Genomic DNA, 23,790 nt, shown 5'->3' with positions numbered 1-23,790 from the left:
TTTAGCATTATATTTGCGACCATGACACGTAGTGAACTTATCCGCCGGATCCATGCAAAACAATCCTATCTCTGTGTAGGTCTTGATACCGATATTACCAAACTTCCCGCACACCTGCGTTCCCATCCCGATGCGGTCTTTGAATTCAACAAAGCCATTATCGATGCAACGAAGGATCATTGCGTCAGCTACAAGATCAATACGGCATTTTATGAGTCGCAGGGACTGAAAGGCTGGGAAGCGATGGAGAAAACGGTACACTATATTCCTGAAACACATCTCCGTATCGCAGATGCCAAACGTGGCGATATCGGCAATACTTCTTCACAATATGCACGTACTTTTTTTGAAGCATTCCCATTCGATGCGGTAACCGTAGCACCTTATATGGGTGAAGATAGTGTGCGACCTTTCCTGGAATATGACAATAAATGGACGATCGTGCTGGGGCTGACCTCCAATGCCGGCAGTATGGATTTCCAGAAGCTGGTGCTGAGCAGGCCTGCAGGCGGACCAGAAGCAGGGGAAGAAAAAATGTTGTACGAGCGTGTGCTGGAAAAAACAGCATCCTGGGGTACAACCGATAACCTGATGTTCGTGGTAGGAGCCACCCGCGCGAGCGACCTGGCGTATATCCGCACCATCATCCCCGATCATTTTCTGCTGGTGCCTGGGGTGGGAGCACAGGGCGGCAGCCTGGAAGAAGTGGCACGTTACGGACTGAATAAAGATTGTGGTCTGCTGGTGAACGCGAGCCGTGCTATCATTTTCGCAGATAGCAGTGAGCAATATGCAGCAAAAGCAACAATAGTGGCGCAGGAATATGCAGCAGAGATGAAGGCGCTGGGAACAGGCATCGGTCATTAATCCAATAATCAATATTAAGGTCATGAACAGAAGGAATTTCCTGCAACAGGCTTCATTATCCGCAGCCGGACTGGCAATACTGCCCGGAACACTCCAGGCGGCGGAAAAACCGGAAGATGCAGCAGCGGCAAGCTCATTCCGCGCGGTATTTCTATCGGATGTACACGTAAAACCCACCGAAAAAGCGGAAGCGGGTATGCGTAAAGCAATACGTAAGATCAACAGCAAAGAGTTCAGGCCGGATTTTATCATCAACGGCGGCGATGCGATCATGGATGCGCTGAATGCTTCGAAAGAAAAAGTACAGCAGCAGTGGGATGTATGGAATCGTGTAATGAAGGATGAAAATAAATTACCTATTTACCACTGTATCGGCAACCACGATGCCTGGGGCTGGCAGATGACCGCACCGGAAGTAAAGCAGGATCCGTTGTACGATAAAAAATGGGTGATGCAGGAACACGGTATGCAGGAACGGTATTATAGTTTTACCAGAAACAACTGGACCTTCCTCGTGCTCGACAGCGCCCAGGAAAACAACGGCGGCTACATTGCAAGGATCGATGAGCCGCAGTACCAGTGGCTGGAAACAACGCTGGCAGCTGTGCCGAAAGACAATCATATCTGCATCGTATCACATATTCCCATTGTTTCTTTCTGCTCGGCCATGTTTGCGGATGAGAACCAGGCAAACGGCGACTGGCGTATCTCGCGGGCATTGCTGCATGTGGATGCGCGCAAACTGGTAGATCTCTTCAAAAAGTTCCCTAATATCCGCACCTGTCTCAGTGGTCATATCCACCTGCAGGATGAAGTAGAATATTTCGGTATCCGTTATTTCTGCAACGGAGCGATCAGCGGAAACTGGTGGGGCGGCGCATTTAAAGGATTCGCGCCGGCCTATGCCGATTTTGAGTTTTTCAAAGACGGTAATGTAAAACGGAAAATGATCACTTACGAATCATAATACAAACGGGAAGCTGCAGAACAATGATAGCAACTTCCCGTTTTCTTTATTTCATTAAAGCCAGTGCCTGGCCGATGATTGAAGCGCATTCCCTGATCTGTGCTTCATTGATCAGCAGGGGCGGGGCAAAGCGGATTTTGTCGCCATGAGTAGGCTTGGCGAGTAAACCGAGGTCTTTTAAATGCAGGCAGAGTTCCCATGCAGCATCGGCATCCGGATGATCAATTACGATCGCATTCAGCAAACCTTTACCACGGATGAGTTTGATCAGCGGAGAATTCAGTTTTGCCAGTTCATCGCGCAGCAACTGACCCATGGCTTCGGCATTGCCAGCCATATTCTCCTCTTTCAATACCTGCAGCGCCGTCATGGCAACAGCGCAGGCCAGCGGATTGCCGCCATAGGTAGAGCCATGTTCGCCGGGTTTGATATTCATCATGATCTCATCGTCGGCAAGTATCGCAGACACGGGAAGCGTGCCGCCGCTCAGGGCTTTGCCCAATATGAGAATATCAGGACGAACGTTTTCATGATCGCAGGCCAGCATTTTGCCGGTACGGGCAAGCCCGGTCTGGATCTCATCGGCAATGAACAATACATTGTATCTGCTGCAGAGTTCGCGTACGCCGCGCAGGTAACCATCGTGCGGGATCACAACGCCGGCTTCGCCCTGGATAGGTTCCACCATGAAGGCCGCCACATCAGGATTAGACAAAGCGGCTTCGAGTGCGGCAAGATCATCATAAGGAACCAGTCCGAAGCCGGGCATATAAGGCCCGAAACCTTTGTAGCTGGAAGGATCGGTGGAAGATGAAATAGCGGCCATGGTGCGGCCCCAGAAATTACCTTCCGCAAAAATGATCTTAGCCTGGTTATCGGGAATGCCTTTTTTCACATAACCCCAGCGGCGTGCGAGTTTGATGGCTGTTTCGCCGCCTTCCACGCCGGTATTCATGGGAAGTACTTTATCGTAACCGAAATATGTTGTGATGAATTCCGCGTATTCGCCTAACAGGTTATTGTGAAAAGCGCGGGAGGTAAGCGTAAGCCGCTGTGCCTGACCGATCAGTGTTTTGATAATGGCAGGATGACAATGCCCCTGATTAACCGCCGAATAACCGCTCAGGAAATCGTAATAACGCTTGCCTTCCACATCCCATAAAAAAACACCTTCGCCTTTTTCGAGTACAACCGGAATAGGATGATAATTATGTGCGCCGAATTGTTCTTCGAGCTGCAGGTAATGCTGTGTCGCAGACATAAAAAATAAATGATTCGTAAACAATAACGTGGCTCATTGCCGTGAATGACAATGTAAAATGGAAAGGCAGAACGATGCGTTTAAATCCGCATATAAACAGCATAAACGGATCCTGCCTGCTAGCGGGCAATGGGATGGTCGAGGAAATCGAGGTTGAGGTGCAGGAAATGCATGTTTTCTGTTTCAGGGGCAAGTTACAGCTTTTTGCATTATTGAATAGTAAAGTCCGTTTCCTTGTTTTAAATTTAATATCTGAAACCGACTGTATGAATAAAATCCTCAAAAGACTGCTGCTCACACTTGTTGTGATCTTTGTACTTTTTTCTGCGTTCGCACTGGCCAGCGGCAAAACCTATCTTTTTAAAGCTGTATGGTACAATTTTGCACGCATCACCGATTATAAACACTTCGATAATAATACCGTAAGCACCGGTCAGCCACAGCCCTGGAGCAATGCAGCCGGTTATAATAAAACAAAATACCCCGATTCGTTATATACATTGCTGGAAGAATTACGTACCGTGGGGTTACTTGTGGTGCAGAACGATTCAGTTGTGTCTGAACGCTACTGGCAGGGGTATAATGATAGTTCTTTGTCGGGCTCTTTCTCCATGGCCAAAAGCATCACCAGCCTGCTGATCGGTGTGGCGCTGAAGGAAGGCAAGATCAAATCACTCGAAGAGCCGGTTGGTCATTACCTGCCGGAATTTGCAACGGGGGAGAAAGCAAAAGTGCGTATCGTAGACCTGCTTACCATGAGCAGCGGAACAGATTTCGATGAATCTTACTGGAATCCATTATCTGTAACAGCCGAACTGTATTATGGCAATGATGTGAATAAAACCGCAACAGGCGTAAAAATGGTGCAGGCACCGGGAACATTGCACCGGTATAAAAGTGGCGATACACAATTGCTGGGACTGCTGCTTGAAAAGGCAACAGGTCAGCCATTGAGTGTTTATGCATCGCAAAAACTCTGGCAGCCGCTGGGGGCAGAGCATCCGGCTTTGTGGAGTGTGGATCACCGCGATGGACATACAAAAGCGTACTGCTGTTTTAATTCGAATACACGCGATTTCGCACGGATCGGGCAACTGATGCTGAACGGAGGGAAATGGAATGGAGTGCCGATCATCGACAGCGCTTATTTTGCGGCCTCGGTAAAGCCCTGTGGTATCAAAGACGAGAAGGGACAGAACTGTGATTATTACGGCTACCAGTGGTGGCTTGATCCGGAAAATCCCGGTATTTTTTATGCAAGGGGAATATTAGGCCAATATATTATCGTGGTTCCGGAAAAGAACATGGTCATTGTGCGCCTCGGGGAAAAGACCTCCAAGATCAGGGTGCATACGGTGCCGCAGGAGGTACGGGCACTGATCAATTCGATTGCCAGACCGGCATAATTTTCCAATTTTACGGCATAAAGCGCTATTGAACTTATTGCTGGCTTATTTTCGTAGCTAAATCGATCAACTGTTGTCAAACCCGAGCGTAGCTGTTGTTATTCTGAATTATAACGGAAAAGTGCACCTGGATCATTTCCTGCCCTCCGTTATGGCATCTACCTACCCGGGCGTAAGGGTGATCGTGGCTGATAACGCATCAACCGACGGCTCACTTGAGCTGGTGCGCAGTAAGTTTCCGGAAGCAGAAATTCTTACACATCCCACCAATGAAGGTTTTGCGGGCGGCTATAACTGGGCGCTGAAGCTGGTGGAAGCAGATTATTATGTACTGCTGAATTCGGATGTATCTGTAACGCCGGGCTGGATAGAACCCGTGATCAGCCTGATGGAATCGGATAAACAGGTAGCGGCATGCCAGCCCAAACTGCTCGCTTTTCATAATCCGCATCTTTTTGAATATGCGGGTGCGGCAGGAGGGTGGATCGACTCACTCGGATATCCGTTCTCGCGAGGAAGGGTATTTGATGTATGCGAACCGGATCTTGATCAGTATAATACGGTATCGCCGGTATTCTGGGCATCGGGTGCGGCGATGTTTGTACGTGCCAATGTGTATCATGCACTGGGCGGACTCGATGCCAGTTTTTTTGCACACCAGGAAGAAATAGATCTCTGCTGGCGTATGCAGCTGGCAGGGTATAAAATAATGTCTTGCCCCGCATCGGTGGTTTACCATGTAGGAGGCGGAACCTTGCCACGCGGCGGAAGAAAAGTATATCTCAATTTCAGGAATAACCTGCTGATGATGATCAAGAACCTGCCCTGGTATGAAATTGCCTGGAAGTTCCCGGTACGGATAGGACTCGATGCGGTCTCGGCATGGAAAGGCCTGCTGACGGGCGATGCGGATTTCTTCAAAGCCATTGTAAGGGCGCATTTTGCAGTGGTGAAAAGATGGCTGAAAAAGGGAGGGATACAATACACGGCAAAGGTAAAACCTATGCGCAACCTGTATGGCGTATACCGCGGATCAACCGTGTGGAAATATTTTGTGAAGAAAGAGACCACATTTCAGAAAATTATTCGGGATTAGGTTTTATAATTTGTTGCACGAACCTTATTTTTGCAACGCAATCAGATAATTATGTCAAACGAGATCAACGAAAGCACGCAGAAAGATTTTACCAAAAACTGGGTAAACTCATCAAGGTTTTTATTCTATCTGCAATTGTTCTGTGTACTTGCATTTGTATTAGGCGGATGCTACCGTTTGTACAATCAACGCTATAAGGGCAAGCCTGAAGTAGAAGTGCAAAGCAGCAGCAAGTACAATCCGGAGTACAAATAAAAAAAATCGGAAAAAAGAGGCAGAAAAATTTTGTCAGTATAATCAGAATCCTATTTTTGCACTCCCAATTTAGTTCTTACAAATCGGAAATAACGCGGAAGTAGCTCATTTGGTAGAGCACGACCTTGCCAAGGTCGGGGTGGCCGGTTCGAGCCCGGTCTTCCGCTCTGATAGAATCCCGTCTCCGCATTGGCGGAACGGGATTTTTTTTATGGTGAAGCCCTGGTGGTGGAACTGGTAGACACGCAGGACTTAAAATCCTGTTCGCCGCAACGCGAGTGCGGGTTCGATTCCCGCCTGGGGCACTTGAAAATTATAAAAGCCGATCGTTATCGATCGGCTTTTGTGTTGGGTGAATATAACTTTTGGAAAGTTCCGGAACTTTCCAAAAGTTGACGGCATGGAGGTAGCTATGTTTATTGTCAGGAGAGCTCTCCGGGATTGTATCTACAACGATTGACTCTTCTTCGTAACCCGCCCGATCCTTTTATCCTGTTTTGAAATCAATTCACAAACTTCAGCTGCAGCACGCTCGAAATCATCATGCTCTTCGCTGAGCAATAACCAGGCAGAATCAATTCCTTCGCCTTCATCAAAAACAAAATCGCTGAGTGCAGGTATTGCTGCTTTGAGGCCTGCATGATCTTCCCGGTTGGTGGCGATCCAGTGAATATAACTTTTGGAAAGTTCCGGAACTTTCCAAAAGTTGACGGCATGGAGGTAGCTATGTTTATTGTCAGGAGAGCTCTCCGGGATTGTATCTACAACGATTGACTCTTCTTCGTAACCCGCCCGATCTTTTTATCCCGTTTTGAAATCAATTCACAAACTTCAGCTGCAGCCCGCTCGAAATCATCATGCTCTTCGCTGAGCAATAACCAGGCAGAATCAATTCCTTCGCCTTTATCAAAAACAAAATCGCTAAGCGCTGGTATTGCCGCTTTGAGGCTTACATGATCTTCCCGGTTGGTGGCGATCCAGTGAATATAACTTTTGGAAAGTTCCGGAACTTTCCAAAAGTTGATGGCATGGAGGTAGCTATGTTTATTGTCAGGATAGTTCTCTAGGATTTTTATCTACAACGATTGACTCTTCTTCGTAACCCGCCCGATCTTTTTATCCCGTTTTGAGATCAATTCACAAACTTCAGCTGCAGCCCGCTCGAAATCATCATGCTCTTCGCTGAGCAATAACCAGGCAGAATCAATTCCTTCGCCTTTATCAAAAACAAAATCGCTAAGCGCTGGTATTGCCGCTTTGAGGCTTACATGATCTTCCCGGTTGGTGGCGATCCAGAGACCATTGTACTGTTTGTTTTTTGCTGTTTGCCTTGCGATCAGTACAATCTGCTGATGACAATAAATATAAAACATCCCGATCGCAGGCTGAATAACCAGGTTACGCGGAAGATAGTTCAATATGAAATCGAAAGGCATTTGCTTTTTCATGGTACTAAAATAAATTGTAAGCGGGAAGATGGCGTTCGTGATTACCTTTTGGAAAGGTCCGGAACTTTCCAAAAGGTTGCGCATAAAAAAAGGAAGCAATTAATTTGCTTCCAGTTTCTCAAGGTGTTCAGCCGTGCGGCTAATCGAATAATCACTGTCAATAAACAGTTCAAGTATCACTTGCGCAGAGCGGTTAAACTTCTGGGCAAGGTATTGTATCCCGATAAAGCCGACGCCGAAACCATTTTGTGTTTCGTTCGTCTTCATTTGATTCGTGTTTAATGCATATTCATGACGATAACCTGTCAGGAGACATGCTGATTGTAAAAAAAACTGAGGAGCAATTACAGGAAACTAACTGCAGGCCGTGGAGGAGTAGCCTTAAGGAAATATCTATATGTGAATGCTAACAACTCAAGTGTTATCTTGTACAAATATAGGACATTTTATTGATATTCTGTGATTTGTTGTAAATGTAACTTTTTGATCAGTTGTAAATCATTGATTATGAATAAGTAAAGATTAATTAAAGACGGGTTGGAATAAACATTGATCATTGATCACACACTAATCTATGCCTTTAACCAATGTTACGAATGACGTGTATGGTCATGTTACTTTGACTTATCCAGCTTCTTATTCAGCCATTCAATCGCATAACGGATCTTCCGGTCGTTCTTCATATCGTAAAGATCATCGCCATCCCTGATCTCAACATCCGGTATAATTCCATCCGTGTAATGCTGCCCCTTCCGGTCTTTCATAAACCCGGTCGCAAGAAAAAGATTCACACGCGGATGCAATGCCCAGTTATTATTGGAGGTAACATAACCCGATGTTGTTTCCCCGACCATGATCGTGTTTGGCCGCCCTTTAAATGCCAGCGCCATGCTCTCTCCGGAACTTCCCGTAGCCCCACTTACAAGAACAACTACTGGTAAACCTGATGGCGATACCGCACATTTATTATCAGGTATGGTATAAAACTGATTATTTGCATATACTTTACCTTGTTCGATATAATTATCCGATGTCTTTCGGTTGTCGATATATTTAATGCCTCCTATAACACCATCTCCCAGTACTGTTGCGATGCTGGTAACCATCGGCCAGAAATTTCCCCCGGTATTTGTACGCAGATCAATGATCCAGGCTTTTACAGTTGCGGGATCGATCGTGCAAAGACTGTCTGCATAACGTTGTGTTGCTTTAGGAATTTCATTGGCCAGCACCGTAGGCGATGGTACCCTGTAATAACCGATATCTCCGAACCTGGCAACTTTCAATCGCGGGCCTTTGGTCAGAACAGAATCGATCATGGCATTTAAAGGACGAAGCGGCTTGCCTTCCCGCCATTTGATCCACCTGCCATCCAATGTAACAGCTCCGTGGAAGTCGTTCAGCCATTTAAAGAATAACGGGTATTGATTGATCAGGCTATCCAGATTGTTAATACCTGCTGTTTGCTTATAAACCTTCTTCCTGAAATCTTTCCAGTTGATCTCACTTCTGTGAAGCGAATTCTCTTCCATGAGCTGCAGGCTCTGGTCAACAATTTTGCGCAATGAATCTGATGCCGGTTGCGCTGCGGCACCTGCAGAGAACGATAGGAACAGGATGCAGATAATATAGTGAAATCTCATTTTTTTTCTTCAAAAGAATCGAAAAGAGCGCTTTGGTAATGATCTTTTATGTCAAGTGGCGGCGCATAGTGGCAGGCGGTAAACGGATACAACGCGCATGACCCTTTTTTCCGTGAGGTTGTAAAAAACAGTCAGCTTGTTTTCCGGAACGAAACAAGTTCTATTCTTCTTTACGCCGTTTATCAATCAATCTTGTCCCACCTTCATCCCGCACATTAATTTTACTCATGGAAATACACAACAGTACACTACAAGACATAGAAGTTATTTTCGAGCTCTACCGGATGGCTTCCAAATACATGAAAGAGCGGTTCTATGTTTCTTTTCCCGAATTCGACCGCAAAATGGTAGAGCAGGAGATCGCTGAAGGACGGCAATGGAAAATGCTGATCGATGGCGAGCTGGCCTGTATCTGGGCTACTACCTGGAACGATCCGCAGATCTGGGAAGAAAAAGATGCCGAACCTTCCGTTTACATTCATCGTATCACAACTGTTCCTGCATTCAGAGGCAGGCACCTGGTGAAAGAGATCGTTCAATGGGCAAAAGAATATGCCAGGGTAAACAACAGAAAATATGTACGCCTGGATACAGTGGGAGAGAATCGTAAACTGATTGAACATTACCAGGAAAGCGGCTTCCGTTTTTTAGGAATGGTACAGCTGAAAGATGTAAATGGGTTGCCTGATCACTATAAACTGGATAAGGTTAGTTTGTTTGAACTGGACGCATGATCATCATTGCCCGGGCCTGGGTCATAAAAAAGCCCGCCTCACTTGCGTTCGGCGGGCGGACATTATTCAAATGTGCTTAACACTTCTTACCGCAGGTAGAAGGCTTGCCAGACTTTGAACAGTCTTTCGTGCAGGATTTTTTATCCTTGCATTCTTTCTTGGCACATGCTTTTGTTTCTTTTTTGGTTTCGGCTTTCTTTTCATTTTTATTGCCTGAAGCCACAGCTACGCCGCTGATCATTGCAAATGCGATCAGGGCCATCATTACTTTTTTCATTTGATGGAGTTTAATGTTTTAAAAAATGTTGGATCAATTCAAATGAAAGAAAGCTCGGGCGGCTGCCAGAAATCAGTTGTATAACCTGGTATCGTGTTTTCAGCATATTGCGGCTGAAGGACGATCTTAATAACAATGATAAAATCCTTAAGTGTTGTTTTTTCTGCAGGAAGATACTGCACCCCGGAACAACCCGCAAAAGGATTGCATCCCGTGGTCTTATCGCAGCCTTTATTCTCTGATCCGCGCGCTGCTTTTCGGGAATGACATTTTTCTGTTTTCTTACAACAGGCTTTGAGAGAAGATGCTGCCCGCTGTTCGGCACACCTCGCAATTAACGGCTGGAGGGTAAACAGTACCGTCAGAAAGGTAAATATGTAAGCCGCAACTCTCATCGCAATAAAGGTAATAAACAACTTCAGGGTTCAAAACCGCTCATCAAAAACTGATGAAAAAAATAAACCCCGGTTTTGCGTATCACCGGGGTTTGTAAAACTGACGGGTTAAAAATCCCATGGAATATACTGGTCAGGATCTGCATATACCGCATGCAATGAACCGGAGCGTGTAAATTCAATTGTAAGCAACGGTGATATACTTGTATTAATGCCAGAACCTCCTGAAGGGATGGAACTGGCGCTTCCCGCTACGACTGTACCGGTGAAAGGACCTCCGCTTCCGCTCAGCGGGGTAACATCAATATAACCAAATGCCTGGGTTGAAAGATTGAACGAAAAATCTACCTGGTAATAATTCCCGTCTGTTGCCATGGAGACAAAATGCCCGGCATGTACTATCGGGGGTGCCAGTACATGGCTGCTGACAGATTTTGCCGGCACATAAACGAAAAGCAGGAGCGTGGCTATTACGCCGATCAGTTTTGCTTTCATAGAATAAAGTTTAGGGTGATTAATATATAAATATAATAAAATTTATTGATATTTTAAAATTTTAATTCGTTTGTTTTGACTGAAAGTTTGCCGCAAAAGCCAAACAATTGATCATCAGCCTGTTTGTAAAAAAAAAGAGCAAACCAATAAGGGTTTGCTCTTTGTTAAATGTTGAAAGATTGTTTTAGCCTTCCAGTTCCATCACTTTTTCAAATACAGTCTCGTATTCTTTATTCAGTGCATTAAGTTGTTCCTGGATCTTTTTATAATCGTTCTCAAGGGTTACAAATTTCTGCTTGTCGGCATAGATCTCAGGGTTACCCATGCTGTCTTCAATGCGCTGCTTTTCTGTTTTCGCTTTATTGATATCCGTTTCCAGCGTAGCCAGTTTGCGTTGCTGACGCTGCAGCTCTTTCTGTGCTTCACGGTCAATATTGGTCTGCTGTGGTTTGGTTTCTTTAACCACAGGCGCTGCCTTTACCGGTTCTGCTGCGGCAGGAGCAGGATTGGCAGCTGCCTGTTTGGCCATGCGCTCATTCCATTCTACCCATTCCTGGTAAGTGCCTTTGAATTCCTTGATCTTATTGTCTACGATCTCCCAGATCTTGTTAGCCGTTTTGGAAATAAAATAACGGTCGTGGCTTACCAGGATATAACTACCCGCATATTTGTTCAGTGCCTCTGCCAGTAATTCAACCGAGTGCATGTCCAGGTGGTTCGTAGGCTCATCCAATATCAGGAAGTTGGCTTTGCTCACAATGGTTTTGGCCAGTGCAACCCTTGCTTTTTCTCCTCCGCTCAGAACCCGGATCTTCTTTTCCACATCTTCACCGCCAAAAAGAAATGCGCCCAGTAAGCTGCGCAGTTCCACATCCGTTTTCTTGCTGCCGCATTGCTGCAGTTCTTCCAGGATGGTATTGGTGAGTGTCAGGGCTTCCAGCTGGTGCTGTGCGTAAAAGCTTTCTTCCACATTGTGACCCCATACACGCTCGCCTTCAAAAGATTCTGTACCGCCTACAATGCGCAGTGCAGTGGATTTACCTTTACCGTTGGCACCGATCAGTGCGATCTTATCGCCCCTTTCAATTTCTGCATCGGTATGTGAAAGGATGCGGATATTGCCAAACTGCTTGCTAACGTCTTTCAATGCCACCAGCACTTTTCCCGGTACTTTTTCCAACTGGAAATTGATACGCAGGTCCGGGCGCTCCAGTTGTACATCTTCTACCTTATCCAGCTTGTCCAATCGTTTCTGGATACTTTGCGCCTGTGCGGCTTTACTTGCCTTGGCCTTGAACCGTTCGATAAAACGTTCCTGCTGGCGGATATAGTCCTGCTGGTTCTCGAATGCTTTCTGCTGCATTTCGATACGCAGCGCTTTTTCCTGCTCGTAATAATTATAATCTCCGCTGTAGATATGCAGTTCCTGCTGGTACACTTCAACGATCTTATTCACCATCCTGTTCAGGAAGAACTTATCGTGGCTCACAATTACAACACTGCCTTTATAATGCAGCAGGTATTTCTCCAGCCATTCGATAGAAGGAAGGTCAAGGTGGTTGGTCGGTTCATCCATCAGCAGTACATCCGGCTGCTGCAGGATCATTTTGGCAAGCAGCACACGCATACGCCAGCCCCCGCTGAACTCTTTGTAGGGCCTGGCGAGGTCTTCATTGCTGAAGCCCAGGCCATGCAGTACTTCTTCTGCTTTGTGGTGTATATTGTAGCCATCCAGTACATCCAGCTCGTGCAGGCTGTCTGTGTAACGGATCAGCAGGTCTTCATTTTCCGGATCTTTTTCAAGCTCGCTGCCCAGTTGCTCTATGTCTTTCTCCAGCTGACGCACCCTTTCAAAAGCGCCGAGGGCTACTTCCGTAATATTATCGTTGGTGTCAAAACTCAGCAGATCCTGGTGCAGGTAACCGATGGTAGTATCTTTTCCTTTCTCCACACTACCCTTCGACGGTGTATATTCTCCTACCAGTACCTTTAAAATGGTAGATTTACCGGTACCGTTATAACCCACCAGGCCAATCCGCTCCCCGGGCTGAATATGCCAGGTAGCGTCTTCCACGATCACCCGGGCGCCAAATTCAAAAGTTACATTTTGCAATCCTATCAGCATCTCTTAACAAGTATTTAAGGCCGCAAAGGTAATTGGAAACTGCTGCCATTTCAATTTGCTTTATTTTTGAATGGTAATAAATATTTATGAAAAAGATCATTTATTGTGCATCCCTTGCCTTGCTGGCTGCCTGCGGGGGAGGTGATAAAGAAACCAAAAAGGAAGACGTTCCCCAACAACCGCTGGCAAAAAGCGCTAACTCGGAAGTCTTCAACGAATCGTTCGGCAAAGTGCTCGGCAGTTATTATATGCTGAAAGATAATTTCATCACAGAAAATGGGGAGCATATCCTCTCCGCCGCAAAAAGCCTGCAGGGAGCGGTAGACAGCCTGAAACTGGATGAGCTTAAGGCCGACAGCACTGTTGTACTCACTGCCGGTAATTATGCCCAGGGAATTTCTGCCGAACTCAAAGGCCTTGCCGGTGAAAAGAACATCGAAGAACAGCGGAAAGCTTTCCAGATGGTAAGCGACCAGTTGTATGACCTGATCAGGACCGTACGCTACGATCGCGCTGTGATCTACCACGAATTCTGCCCCATGGCGTTTAACGATCAGGGCGCACACTGGCTGAGTTATTCTTCCGATATCCAGAATCCTTACCTGCCCAAAAAGATGCTGAGTTGCGGAGAAGTACGCGATTCGATTGATTTCAGACCGAAACAATAATTTTCTTCTGCAAAGAACGCCGGTCTCAAGCTTGAGGCCGGCGTTCTTTATGTCCTGTTCACAGGTGCTTGGAAGATATTGCGATTCTCTAAGCCATTTCAAATTCATTGCTGCCGATTGCTCAGCTTCACCGCTGACGTCTCCCGAAGGGGACTCAGCGTAGCACGCTCTTGCTATTTTAAAAGATGCTTGTCAATGCCAATTTCAGGCAGGTGCCGGGATTTGTCGCTCAGGCCGCTGGGCCTCGTCTTTGCGCCGTCGCTTCTTTGGCCTCTATCGAAATGAGCTTCGCATCATTTCGATTACCTACGCTTGCGCTGGGTACCGAACCCAAAGAGGCTCCTCTGCAAAGACTGGTATGGTCTTTTGGTTGCCAGTTGATCGTAGCGATTTTACTGTCTCCGCTGATATCTCCCGGAGGGGCTCAGGGCAGCACAAATGAGCTTCGCATCATTCTTCACCGCTGACGTCTCCCGACGGGGACTCAGCGCAGCACGCTATTGCTATTTTTAAAGATGCTTGTCAATGCCAATTTCAGGCAGGTGCCGGGATTTGTCGCTCAGGCCGCTGGGCCTCGTCTTTGCGCCGTCGCTTCTTTGGCCTCTATCGAAATGCGCTTCGCATCCTTTCTATTACCTACGCCTGCGCTCGGTACCGAACCCAAAGAGGCTCCTCTGCAAAGACTGGTATGGTCTTTTGGTTGCCAGTTGATCGTAGCGATTTTACGTCTCCGCTGATATGTCCCGGAGGTGCTCAGGGCAGCACAAATGAGCTTCGCATCATTCTTCACCGCTGACGTCTCCCGAAGGGGACTCAGCGCAGCACGCTATTGCTATTTTTAAAGATGCTTGTCAATGCCAATCTTCTCTCACTGACGTCTCCCGAAGGGGACTCAGCTTGCGCAGGGTACCGAACCCAAAGAGGCTCCTCTGCTGACCGGACGCATTAACCTCCCGGCCGGTATTCGATCACTACTTTAGCGTTTCTCTTTTCTGTGGAGGTCAGAAAGATCTCCATCCTTTTTTTGTTCTTGCCGATCGTGATCACCATCAGGGCGGTATTCGGCGGAATCTCACCCATATTTTCGGCAACCATCACCAGCTCATGCCTCGGATCCTGTTTGTCGCACCTGAATTTGAGCGTAAGCGCATTGTAGGTAAGTTTACCATGACTGATGGCCAGCCTGTTATTATGATAAAGGGAGATGGTATCGTTGTCGATGGTACCATTATCATAGATAGCGATATTGATATCTTCCTCATCGGTATAAATGGTCTTCACGAGATTGTTCTCACGTTCTGCAAGTACACGCGGCACCGGTATACGTTGCGGCGGCTCCTTTTTCTCTGGCTGGATAACTATTGCAGTATCCTGCTTCCACGAACGTGCTTCCGGTACTTGTTCAGCCGGTTTGGTGCTTTTATTCTCGGCCTGAGGCGTTCGCACCTGGGGCTGGTTCTGTTTTTTTGCCGGTGCATTGTTCCTGCCGGTCGCTGGTGCCTGTGTGCGGTTACGCGGAGTGGTCAGCGGTGTTTTATTGGTTGCGCCGGGCGTAGTTTTATTAGGTACAGTATTGTTTTTTGCAGCCGGCGGTGTTGTTTTGGGTGCAGGTTTGGCAGGTCGAACGGGTAATTTGGTAAGTGGCGCCGGTTCTTTTTTGGGTGTATCCGGGAATTTCTTTTTCAGGAGAAAATCTTCTTTCTTGAATTCGGATACCGGAACTTTTTCAAGATAAACCTTGCCGCTGCCGCAATCGGCTTTGGTATTTGCATTCACGGAAATAAAAGTACCCTGCAGCACTTCAAGTTTACCCATTTTTGAATAATCGAGGTAGCAGGTCATAAGGCAGGGCTCGCTTTTATCGCCGATCTTCAGGTCGGTAAGCTTTGTTTCTTTAATGGTGAGCGACTGCGCTTCCGGTGAATAAATGCCCTGCAGTTCGGCCTTGCCGTAGAACACGGTAGTTTTATAAGAATAGGTAACGCCTTTTACGCCATTGGTGGTCAGCTGCTCTATCTGAACTTCATATTTATAGTATTCTTCGCGCACATCCTCACGGTAAAGACCCCGGGCTGAGCTGAAGTATCCCCTCCAGATGCCCGTAATATTCTGCGCATCTGCGGTTATGGAAAGCAATAAAAAAGAGAAAAGAGTAAAAATCAATCTCATGCCACAAAACTAAGATCGCAATATAGTGTATGCTGATAAAGAAGCGTTAAAAGAAAATGGCAATCTGACCCGGGTTATGACAGCCGCCGTTTTTTAAAGCTCGCAGCTTTCCTGTACTTTTGCATTCCTTATTTAAAAGGCAGTAATATAGTTATGATTAATCTCAGTTTCCCGGATGGTGCTGTAAGGCAATACGAAAGCGGCGTAACCGCGCTCGACGTTGCCAAATCGATCAGCGAAGGACTGGCCAGAAAAGTGCTGGCCGCCAGTATTAACGGACAAGTATGGGACGCCACGCGACCTATCACGTCTGATGCTACCCTGAAATTGCTGACGTGGGAAGACCTGGATGGAAAAAGTACGTTCTGGCATTCTTCGGCGCATTTGCTGGCCGAGGCGGTGGAAGCGTTGTTCCCGGGAGTGAAATTCTGGGTAGGACCGGCTCTGGATAAAGGATTCTATTATGATATGGACCTGGGCGGAAGGCAGCTGACGGAAGATGATCTCGCGAAGCTGGAGAAGAAGATGAACGAACTGGCGAAGAACAACAGCCGTTACGAGCGGAAGGAAATATCCAAGCAGGACGCGATCGCTTATTTTGAAGAGAAAGGCGATGAATATAAATTAGACCTGCTGCAGAACCTGCAGGACGGGGAGATCACTTTTTATACCCAGGGCGGATTTACCGATCTCTGCCGCGGACCACATATCCCGAATACCGGCTTTATCAAGGCGATCAAGCTGACCAATGTTTCGGGTGCTTACTGGAAAGGGGATGAGAAGAATAAAATGCTCACAAGGGTATATGGCGTAACCTTCCCTAACCAGAAAGAACTGGATGAATACCTGCTCATGCTGGAAGAAGCGAAAAAGCGCGATCACCGCAAACTGGGTAAGGAATTAAGTATCTATACTACCAATGATGATATCGGCCAGGGGCTGATCCTCTGGATGCCGAATGGTACCGTGATCATCGAAGAGCTGGAAAAACTGGCAAAGGAAACGGAAAGTGCCGGTGGTTATAAGCGCGTGGTAACACCGCATATCGCCAAGGAGAACCTGTATCATACCAGCGGTCACCTGCCTTATTATGCAGACAGTATGTTCCCGCCTATGGAAATGGATGGTGAGCGTTACTACCTGAAAGCGATGAACTGCCCGCATCACCACAAGATCTTTGATGCGGAGCCGAAAAGCTACCGCGACCTGCCTTACCGCATTGCGGAATACGGAACCTGTTACCGTTATGAGCAGAGCGGAGAACTGTTCGGCCTGATGCGCGTACGTTGCCTGCATATGAACGATGCCCATATTTATTGCTCGAAAGAGCAGTTCATGGAAGAGTTCAAGGCGGTGAATGCGATGTACCTGAAATATTTCGAGATCTTCGGCATCGATAAGTATGTGATGCGTCTTTCGCTGCATGATCCGGAGAAACTGGGCCAGAAATACATCAATGAACCCGAACTCTGGCTCGAAACAGAAGAGCTGGTGAGAAATGTACTGATCGAAACCGGAGTGCCGTTTGTGGAAGTGAAGGGTGAAGGCGCGTTTTACGGTCCGAAAATAGATGTGCAGATCTGGAGTGCGATCGGCAGGGAATTTACGCTGGCAACCAACCAGGTAGATTTTGCACAGCCGAGGAGTTTCAAGCTGTCGTTCACCAATAAGGAAAATGAACCGGAAATTCCGCTGATCATACACCGCGCGCCTCTGGGAACGCACGAGCGTTTCATCGGCTTTCTGCTGGAGCATTACGCGGGTAAGTTCCCGGTATGGCTGGCGCCGCTGCAGGTAAAGATCCTGCCGATCAGCGATAAGTTCATGGATTATGCCAACCAGGTGAATGCAGCGCTGAAAAATGCGGGTGTACGAGTGGAAATAGATGACCGCAGCGAAAAGATCGGTAAAAAGATCCGTGATACAGAACTGATGAAAGTGCCTTATATGCTGGTGATAGGAGAGAAAGAAGTAGCTGAGAACAAGCTCTCTGTACGCAGACAGGGTAAGGGCGATATGGGTAGTGTGGAACTGCAGGCATTCGTGAACAGCATTACCGAAGAAATTCGGGAACGCAAATCAGGCGAATAATCGCGAACTATAACTATCTTTAACAACAAAACAAATTATAAACAAAACAAGTCTTAATGGCATTACCACCAAGAGGGGGCGGAAGATTCAATCCCAGGTTTAACAGGCAGCCGGAGCCTGAACATCGTATCAACGAAAGAATCCGGGTACCACAGGTTCGTCTGGTAGGAGATAACGTAACCGTGGGCGTTTATTCAACACAGGAAGCTTTAAAAATAGCGCAGGAACAGGAGCTTGACCTGGTAGAGATCTCGCCAACGGCAGATCCTCCGGTGTGCAAGGTGATCGATTATAAAAAATTCCTTTACGAGAAAAAGCGTAAGGAAAAAGAAATGAAAGCCAACTCTAAACAGAGTGAGGTAAAAGAGATCCGTTTTACACCGGGTACAGACGACCACGACTTTGATTTCAAAGCCAAACACGCAGAAAAATTCCTGAAAGACGGTAACAAGGTGAAAGCCTATGTACAGTTCAAGGGCCGTGCGATCATGTTCCAGGACAGGGGCCAGCTGCTGCTGCTGAAGTTCGCTGAGCGCCTGGCGGAAGCGGGTTCGCTGGAAAGCATGCCCAAGCTGGAAGGGAAGCGGATGTTTGCGATTTTTACGCCAAAAACGGCCACAAAAAAGAAATAAAGCGGCTGAAAAGCTTCAGGGAACCCCTTTCGGGGTTCTTTTTTTATGGGTAAGGCTTGGAAAATAAGATCTTTTGCTTACTTTTGCAGCCCAATTTCCCAAATGGCCCAACAAGTTCGTACCAGGTGGTACGGCGCCAGCAGGGTGTAATCTTAAACAGATTATTCAAATGCCAAAGGTAAAAACAAACTCAAGCGCAAAGAAGCGCTTCAAGGTAACCGGAAGCGGTGAGATCACATTCCAGAAAGCATTCAAACGTCACATCCTTACCAAGAAATCCAAAAAACGTAAGAGGTCTTTACGTCAGAAAGGACTTGTAGGATCAACCAACAAAGACTTCGTTCTTCGTTTATTAGGTTTGAAAGGTTAATTTATCTGCCGAACCATCCCCGAAAGGGCGCAATTAATTTAAAAAAACAGCGCCGGTATCCGTACCCGCTTCAAAAAAAGATATTATGCCACGTTCAGTAAATGCAGTAGCATCAAGAGCAAGGAGGAAAAGAATCCTCGACCAGGCCAAAGGTTTTTATGGTAAACGTAAAAACGTATATACCGTAGCAAAAAACATTGTTGAAAAAGGTATGACCTACAGCTATGTAGGCCGTAAACTGAAAAAACGCGAGTACCGCCAGTTGTGGATCGCGCGTATCAACGCAGCAGTAAGGGCAGAAGGCCTTACTTACAGCCAGTTTATCAACAAGCTGAATACAAAAGGTATCGAACTGAACCGTAAAGTATTGGCTGACCTGGCTATGAACGAACCTGCCAGCTTCAAAGCACTGGTGGATTCTGTAAAATAAATGAAACGAATACAGCTAATAAAGGCCGGAGGTAATACTATTACTTCCGGCTTTTTTTGTAGTAAGAACCTGCAAACTATTATTTTTGTGCAGCGAAAAGTAAAACTCTTGTTTACAGCATAATAACTAACCCGTAGAATGAACAATACCTACACCTCGCTGGTGAACCAGACCTTCCATTTTCCGCAGGAAGGATTTGATGTGAATGACAATGGTTACCTTGAGTTCAACGGCCTGGATCTGAAGGCCCTGATTGCCAAGTACGGAACACCCATGAAGCTGACCTACCTGCCTAAAATAGGTATGCAGATCAACAAAGCGAAAGGAATGTTCGCCAATGCTTTTAAAAAGCATAAGTACGAGGGGCAGTATTATTATTGCTATTGTACCAAAAGCTCGCATTTCTCCTTTGTGGTGGAAGAAGCGCTCAAGCATAATATTCACCTTGAAACTTCTTATGCGTATGATATCGAGATCATCAACCGTCTCTACCAGCGCCGTAAGATCAACAAGGAAACTTTTATTATCTGCAACGGGTATAAACAGAAATCATACACATCACGCATCGCGAAGCTGATCAATTCCGGTTTCAAGAATGTGATCCCTATCCTCGATAACAAGGAAGAGCTCCAGTCTTATAAAAGATCGGTAAAGCAGCCGTTCCGCCTTGGTATCCGGGTAGCAGCAGAAGAAGAGCCTAATTTCCCTTTTTATACGTCCAGGCTGGGCATCAGGGCAAAAGATATCCTGGAATTCTATGTGGATGAAATTGAGGGCAACGAAGAAAAGTTCCAGCTCAAAATGCTGCATATCTTCCTGAACAAGGGTATCAAAGACGATATCTATTACTGGTCTGAACTGAATAAGATCATCAATCTTTACTGCCAGCTGAAGAAGATCTGTCCTGAACTGGATTCCATCAATATCGGTGGCGGATTCCCCATCAAACACTCGCTCGGTTTTGAATACGATTACCAGTTCATGATCAACGAGATCGTGAGTAACATCAAAAAAGCCTGTAAAAAAGCGAAAGTGCCGATGCCGAATATATATACCGAATTCGGCAGCTATACAGTAGGAGAGAGCATGGCACATATTTACAGCGTACTCACACAGAAGATCCAGAACGACCGCGAGTGCTGGTATATGATCGATTCTTCTTTCATTACAACCCTGCCTGATACCTGGGGCATCGGTGAGAAATTCCTGATGCTGCCGATCAATAAATGGGATAATGAATACCAGCGGGTAGTTTTGGGCGGTATTACCTGCGACAGTCACGATTATTACGATTCGGAAGAACATATCAACGAAGTGTTCCTGCCAAAGCTTACGTCTACCGATCCCAAGGAAGAGCAGACGAATAAGGAGCCGTTGTATGTCGGATTTTTCCATACAGGTGCTTACCAGGACCAGATCAGCGGTTATGGCGGCATCAAGCACTGCCTGATCCCATCCCCGAAACATGTGATCGTAGAGCATGATAAGAACGGGAAACTGGTAGACTGGCTCTATGCCAAGGAACAAACGGCACAGAGTATGCTTAAGATCCTGGGTTATCTCCGTTAAAAGATTTCAGATCCCGCCACCCGGCGGGATTTTTTATAAGCGGTAATTCCAGCCGGAGCCTTCTGTTTTACTTTCGGCAAAACGATTGTAATGAAAAAAATGACCCTGCTCTGCTGCGCCCTGATCGCTTTCGGAGCTACCCGTTTACATGCGCAGACAGCCGTGGATTCCGTAAAACAGACCATCGACAAATTATTCCAGGCCATGAAAGCCGCAGACGGAAATATGATGCAGGAATGTTTTGCAGACAGCGCCATCCTGCAAACGATCGGTCGCGATAAAACCGGGGCAACCGTGATCAAAACAGAATCGGTAAGTGCTTTCACGAAAATGATCTCCACGATCGCGAAAAACTCGGCCGACGAACGCATAACCTACGATGTAGTTAAAACAGATGCCAACCTCGCCACAGCCTGGACGCCCTATAAATTTTACCTCAACGGTCAGTTCAGCCATTGTGGCGTGAATTCGTTCCAGCTGATCCGTATCAATGGTGTATGGAAGATCCAGTACCTGATAGATACCCGGCGGAAACAGGCCTGCGAATAAGTTTATCCGCTTTTATCCTTATTTTTGAGCAGAATGTTACCAGATTATCCGCATAAGATATTTGATGATAAACGTTATTGCTATTGTCTCCTCATGGAAACACTGGCAATGGATCCCCGTCACTGATCCATCCCGCCGGCAACGGCAAACGTTCAGCCATTATTCAAATTCAATCTTATCATTTTATGGAACAGGTAACTGCTCAACCCGCGTCAATACCCGCCACGCAAGATTTCCTGCCTTTGCAGGGAACAGATTACGTAGAATTTTATGTAGGCAATGCCAAACAGGCCGCCCATTTTTATAAGACCGCATTCGGTTTCCAGAGCCTTGCATATGCAGGCCCGGAAACAGGTGTGAAAGACAGGGCCAGCTATGCTGTAAGGCAGCAGAAGCTGACATTCGTGTTTACCACACCGCTGCGTATCAATAACCCGATCGCTGATCATATTTACCAGCATGGAGACGGTGTGAAAAGCCTGGCCCTTCGTGTGGATGACGCTACAGATGCATGGAAACAGACAACCAGCCGCGGAGCCAGAAGTTATATGGAGCCGGTAACACTTACCGACGAACAGGGTACCGTTGTAATGAGCGGGATCCATACTTACGGGGATACCGTACATCTCTTCATCGAAAGAAAAAATTACAATGGCGCTTTCATGCCTGGTTACAGGGAGTGGAAAAGCGATTATAATCCTGGCGAGACAGGGCTGCTGTACGTAGATCACTGCGTGGGTAATGTGGGCTGGAACCAGATGAATCCCTGGGTGAAATTTTATGAGGATGTGATGGGATTCCGTAATATTCTCTCGTTCGACGATAACGATATTTCAACCGAATATTCTGCGCTCATGAGTAAAGTGATGAGTAACGGTAATGGCTATGTGAAATTCCCGATCAACGAACCGGCAGAAGGAAAGAAAAAATCACAGGTGGAAGAATACCTGGAGTTCTACAATGGTGAAGGATGTCAGCACGTGGCGCTTGCCACCAGCGATATCGTGAAAACCGTGACGGAACTGCAGGACCGTGGTGTGGAGTTCCTGAAAGTGCCTACTTCTTATTATGAAGAACTGGTAGAAAGGGTAGGACATATCGATGAAGACCTCGAACCGCTGAGCAAACTGGGCATCCTCGTAGACCGCGATGATGAAGGTTACCTGCTCCAGATCTTCACCAAGCCGGTGGAAGACAGGCCAACCTTATTCTTCGAGATCATCCAGCGCAAAGGCGCCAAAAGCTTCGGAAAAGGAAACTTCAAAGCTCTTTTTGAAGCCATCGAAAGAGAACAGGAACTGCGTGGCAACCTCTGACTAAAGGTCGTTTAATCAACAAAAGCTGCGGGGGCCATTCCGGAAACCGCAGCTTTTATTTGATGAATATGATATATTTATTAAATGTGTTCATGCAATTTGTTAAACAATCCGGCGTTTTTAATAGTGTTAAGATTTTTAACGGTTTAAAATAACCTCATTTCTTATTTTCGATGTTATGAAATCCCTGTTCGTTCTCGCCTGTTCGCTTTTAGCAACAACATTTCTCACGGCACAGTCGTCTTTTATGGATGGACAGCGCAGTTATCCGCGCGTAGCCAATGCTATCAAACAGAAGGAAGACACGCTTAAAAAGCAGTTTGCAAAAGCCAATTTAACATGGCCTGCCAAACAGATCTACCTGCGTAGTTTCAAATACGACAGCCAGCTGGAAGTATGGGTGCGCAACAGCCAGAATGAATCGTTCAAACTGTTTAAAACGTACAAGGTCTGCGCGCTTTCAGGCTCAATGGGGCCGAAGCGCATTGAGGGTGATTACCAGGTGCCGGAAGGGTTCTATTATATCAATCAATTCAATCCCAAGAGCAATTATTACATGTCGCTGGGTTTGAATTACCCGAATATTTCAGACCAGCTGCTGAGCGATTCTGCAAAGCCCGGAAGCGAGATCTATATACATGGCAGTTGTATCACAGTAGGCTGCATCCCGATCCAGGATAATATTGATGAACTCTACCTGATGGCTTCCTATGCGCGTAACCAGGGACAGGATTTTATTCCGGTACATATTTACCCGATCCGTTATAACGTGGATAAAAGCAAGGAATACCTGCAGAAAGCAACAAAAGAAGACAAAGAATACCAATCTTTCACCACACGGCTGAAAGAAGTGTTTGATTATTTTGAAGCTCACAAAAAACTCCCGCTGATCTCCGTAAACAAAAAAGGCGAATACGTGATGCTTTAGCGGATGAGGTGTTTGGAAGATATTTCGATTCTCTAAGCCACTTCAAATTCGTTGCTTATGGTCGCTCAGGCTGCTGACCTCGGCTTTCTTCTCTCGCTG

At 46.5% G+C, this 23,790-nt stretch carries 23 protein-coding genes and 2 tRNA genes; 17 read left to right on the top strand and 8 right to left on the bottom strand.

The window, feature by feature from the left end:
* The first annotated feature begins 21 nt into the window (after positions 1-21).
* The gene (gene pyrF, locus B5D42_RS17270; protein ID WP_078832794.1) at positions 22-867 is read left to right on the top strand and encodes an orotidine-5'-phosphate decarboxylase; all 846 of its coding nucleotides are present in this window, start codon (positions 22-24) and stop codon (positions 865-867) included.
* A 22-nt stretch (positions 868-889) separates the two neighbouring features.
* Positions 890-1,834 carry a metallophosphoesterase family protein gene (locus tag B5D42_RS17265; RefSeq protein ID WP_078832793.1) on the top strand — a complete coding sequence of 315 codons (945 nt, stop codon included), beginning with the start codon at positions 890-892 and terminating at the stop codon, positions 1,832-1,834.
* 46 nt (positions 1,835-1,880) lie between these two features.
* Here the strand turns inward: B5D42_RS17265 and rocD are convergent, their stop codons facing one another.
* Entirely contained in the window at positions 1,881-3,095 is a 1,215-nt protein-coding gene (rocD, locus tag B5D42_RS17260; protein ID WP_078832792.1) for an ornithine--oxo-acid transaminase, read from the bottom strand.
* Between the two features lie 266 nt (positions 3,096-3,361).
* Here rocD and B5D42_RS17255 point away from each other — a divergent pair, with 266 nt between their 5' ends.
* The 5 genes from B5D42_RS17255 (at position 3,362) to B5D42_RS17235 (ending at position 6,157) form a co-directional block, all read left to right on the top strand.
* The gene (locus tag B5D42_RS17255) at positions 3,362-4,501 is read left to right on the top strand and encodes a serine hydrolase domain-containing protein (RefSeq protein ID WP_078832802.1); all 1,140 of its coding nucleotides are present in this window, start codon (positions 3,362-3,364) and stop codon (positions 4,499-4,501) included.
* Between the two features lie 73 nt (positions 4,502-4,574).
* Complete coding sequence (locus B5D42_RS17250) at positions 4,575-5,597, top strand: glycosyltransferase family 2 protein (RefSeq protein WP_078832791.1); 1,023 nt, start codon at positions 4,575-4,577, stop codon at positions 5,595-5,597.
* 51 nt (positions 5,598-5,648) lie between these two features.
* The gene (locus B5D42_RS17245) at positions 5,649-5,852 is read left to right on the top strand and encodes a hypothetical protein (RefSeq protein WP_078832790.1); all 204 of its coding nucleotides are present in this window, start codon (positions 5,649-5,651) and stop codon (positions 5,850-5,852) included.
* A gap of 94 nt (positions 5,853-5,946) precedes the next feature.
* Positions 5,947-6,019 (top strand) — tRNA-Gly (locus B5D42_RS17240).
* Between the two features lie 52 nt (positions 6,020-6,071).
* A tRNA-Leu gene (locus B5D42_RS17235) sits at positions 6,072-6,157 on the top strand.
* Between the two features lie 771 nt (positions 6,158-6,928).
* Here B5D42_RS17235 and B5D42_RS17230 read toward each other — a convergent pair.
* From B5D42_RS17230 to B5D42_RS17225, 3 genes are all read right to left on the bottom strand, one after another.
* Positions 6,929-7,300 (bottom strand): hypothetical protein, encoded by a 372-nt coding sequence (locus B5D42_RS17230; RefSeq protein ID WP_139367227.1) that lies wholly within the window; start codon positions 7,298-7,300, stop codon positions 6,929-6,931.
* A gap of 99 nt (positions 7,301-7,399) precedes the next feature.
* Positions 7,400-7,567: a hypothetical protein gene (locus B5D42_RS17955; protein ID WP_176113052.1), complete on the bottom strand. Its 168-nt coding sequence runs from the start codon at positions 7,565-7,567 to the stop codon at positions 7,400-7,402.
* Between the two features lie 347 nt (positions 7,568-7,914).
* Entirely contained in the window at positions 7,915-8,943 is a 1,029-nt protein-coding gene (locus B5D42_RS17225) for a S41 family peptidase (protein ID WP_078832788.1), read from the bottom strand.
* A 227-nt stretch (positions 8,944-9,170) separates the two neighbouring features.
* Between B5D42_RS17225 and B5D42_RS17220 the strand changes: the two genes are divergently transcribed.
* A complete protein-coding gene (locus B5D42_RS17220; protein ID WP_078832787.1) occupies positions 9,171-9,677 on the top strand; it encodes a GNAT family N-acetyltransferase in 507 nt (168 codons plus the stop codon).
* A gap of 76 nt (positions 9,678-9,753) precedes the next feature.
* On the opposite strand, the gene B5D42_RS17215 is transcribed toward B5D42_RS17220, so the two are convergent.
* The 3 genes from B5D42_RS17215 to B5D42_RS17205 all read right to left on the bottom strand — a co-directional run bounded on the left by B5D42_RS17215 (position 9,754) and on the right by B5D42_RS17205 (position 12,969).
* A complete protein-coding gene (locus B5D42_RS17215) occupies positions 9,754-9,954 on the bottom strand; it encodes a hypothetical protein (protein WP_078832786.1) in 201 nt (66 codons plus the stop codon).
* Between the two features lie 503 nt (positions 9,955-10,457).
* Positions 10,458-10,844 carry a hypothetical protein gene (locus tag B5D42_RS17210; protein WP_078832784.1) on the bottom strand — a complete coding sequence of 129 codons (387 nt, stop codon included), beginning with the start codon at positions 10,842-10,844 and terminating at the stop codon, positions 10,458-10,460.
* 184 nt (positions 10,845-11,028) lie between these two features.
* Complete coding sequence (locus B5D42_RS17205) at positions 11,029-12,969, bottom strand: ABC-F family ATP-binding cassette domain-containing protein (RefSeq protein ID WP_139367226.1); 1,941 nt, start codon at positions 12,967-12,969, stop codon at positions 11,029-11,031.
* A gap of 86 nt (positions 12,970-13,055) precedes the next feature.
* Here B5D42_RS17205 and B5D42_RS17200 point away from each other — a divergent pair, with 86 nt between their 5' ends.
* Positions 13,056-13,637 (top strand): DUF3347 domain-containing protein, encoded by a 582-nt coding sequence (locus B5D42_RS17200; protein WP_078832783.1) that lies wholly within the window; start codon positions 13,056-13,058, stop codon positions 13,635-13,637.
* 945 nt (positions 13,638-14,582) lie between these two features.
* Here B5D42_RS17200 and B5D42_RS17195 read toward each other — a convergent pair.
* On the bottom strand, positions 14,583-15,806 hold the full coding sequence (locus B5D42_RS17195; RefSeq protein WP_078832780.1) for a hypothetical protein: 1,224 nt from the start codon (positions 15,804-15,806) through the stop codon (positions 14,583-14,585).
* 153 nt (positions 15,807-15,959) lie between these two features.
* Here B5D42_RS17195 and thrS point away from each other — a divergent pair, with 153 nt between their 5' ends.
* The 8 genes from thrS to B5D42_RS17155 all read left to right on the top strand — a co-directional run bounded on the left by thrS (position 15,960) and on the right by B5D42_RS17155 (position 23,691).
* Positions 15,960-17,897, top strand: coding sequence for a threonine--tRNA ligase (gene thrS / locus B5D42_RS17190; protein ID WP_078832779.1), 1,938 nt, complete (start codon positions 15,960-15,962; stop codon positions 17,895-17,897).
* Positions 17,898-17,953: 56 nt separating this feature from the next.
* On the top strand, positions 17,954-18,529 hold the full coding sequence (gene infC, locus B5D42_RS17185; protein WP_078832778.1) for a translation initiation factor IF-3: 576 nt from the start codon (positions 17,954-17,956) through the stop codon (positions 18,527-18,529).
* Between the two features lie 169 nt (positions 18,530-18,698).
* Complete coding sequence (gene rpmI / locus B5D42_RS17180; RefSeq protein ID WP_078832777.1) at positions 18,699-18,899, top strand: 50S ribosomal protein L35; 201 nt, start codon at positions 18,699-18,701, stop codon at positions 18,897-18,899.
* 85 nt (positions 18,900-18,984) lie between these two features.
* Complete coding sequence (gene rplT / locus B5D42_RS17175; RefSeq protein WP_078832776.1) at positions 18,985-19,329, top strand: 50S ribosomal protein L20; 345 nt, start codon at positions 18,985-18,987, stop codon at positions 19,327-19,329.
* Between the two features lie 138 nt (positions 19,330-19,467).
* Positions 19,468-20,898, top strand: a complete 1,431-nt coding sequence (locus B5D42_RS17170) for a type III PLP-dependent enzyme domain-containing protein (protein ID WP_078832775.1) — start codon at positions 19,468-19,470, stop codon at positions 20,896-20,898.
* Between the two features lie 90 nt (positions 20,899-20,988).
* Positions 20,989-21,447, top strand: coding sequence for a nuclear transport factor 2-like protein (locus B5D42_RS17165; protein WP_078832774.1), 459 nt, complete (start codon positions 20,989-20,991; stop codon positions 21,445-21,447).
* A 185-nt stretch (positions 21,448-21,632) separates the two neighbouring features.
* A complete protein-coding gene (gene hppD / locus B5D42_RS17160; RefSeq protein ID WP_078832773.1) occupies positions 21,633-22,763 on the top strand; it encodes a 4-hydroxyphenylpyruvate dioxygenase in 1,131 nt (376 codons plus the stop codon).
* Positions 22,764-22,941: 178 nt separating this feature from the next.
* A complete protein-coding gene (locus tag B5D42_RS17155; RefSeq protein ID WP_078832772.1) occupies positions 22,942-23,691 on the top strand; it encodes a L,D-transpeptidase family protein in 750 nt (249 codons plus the stop codon).
* Positions 23,692-23,790 lie beyond the last annotated feature (99 nt).

The organism is Sediminibacterium ginsengisoli, assembly GCF_900167075.1.
Classification (GTDB): domain Bacteria; phylum Bacteroidota; class Bacteroidia; order Chitinophagales; family Chitinophagaceae; genus Sediminibacterium; species Sediminibacterium ginsengisoli.
This window is presented reverse-complemented; position numbering and strand designations above follow the sequence as displayed.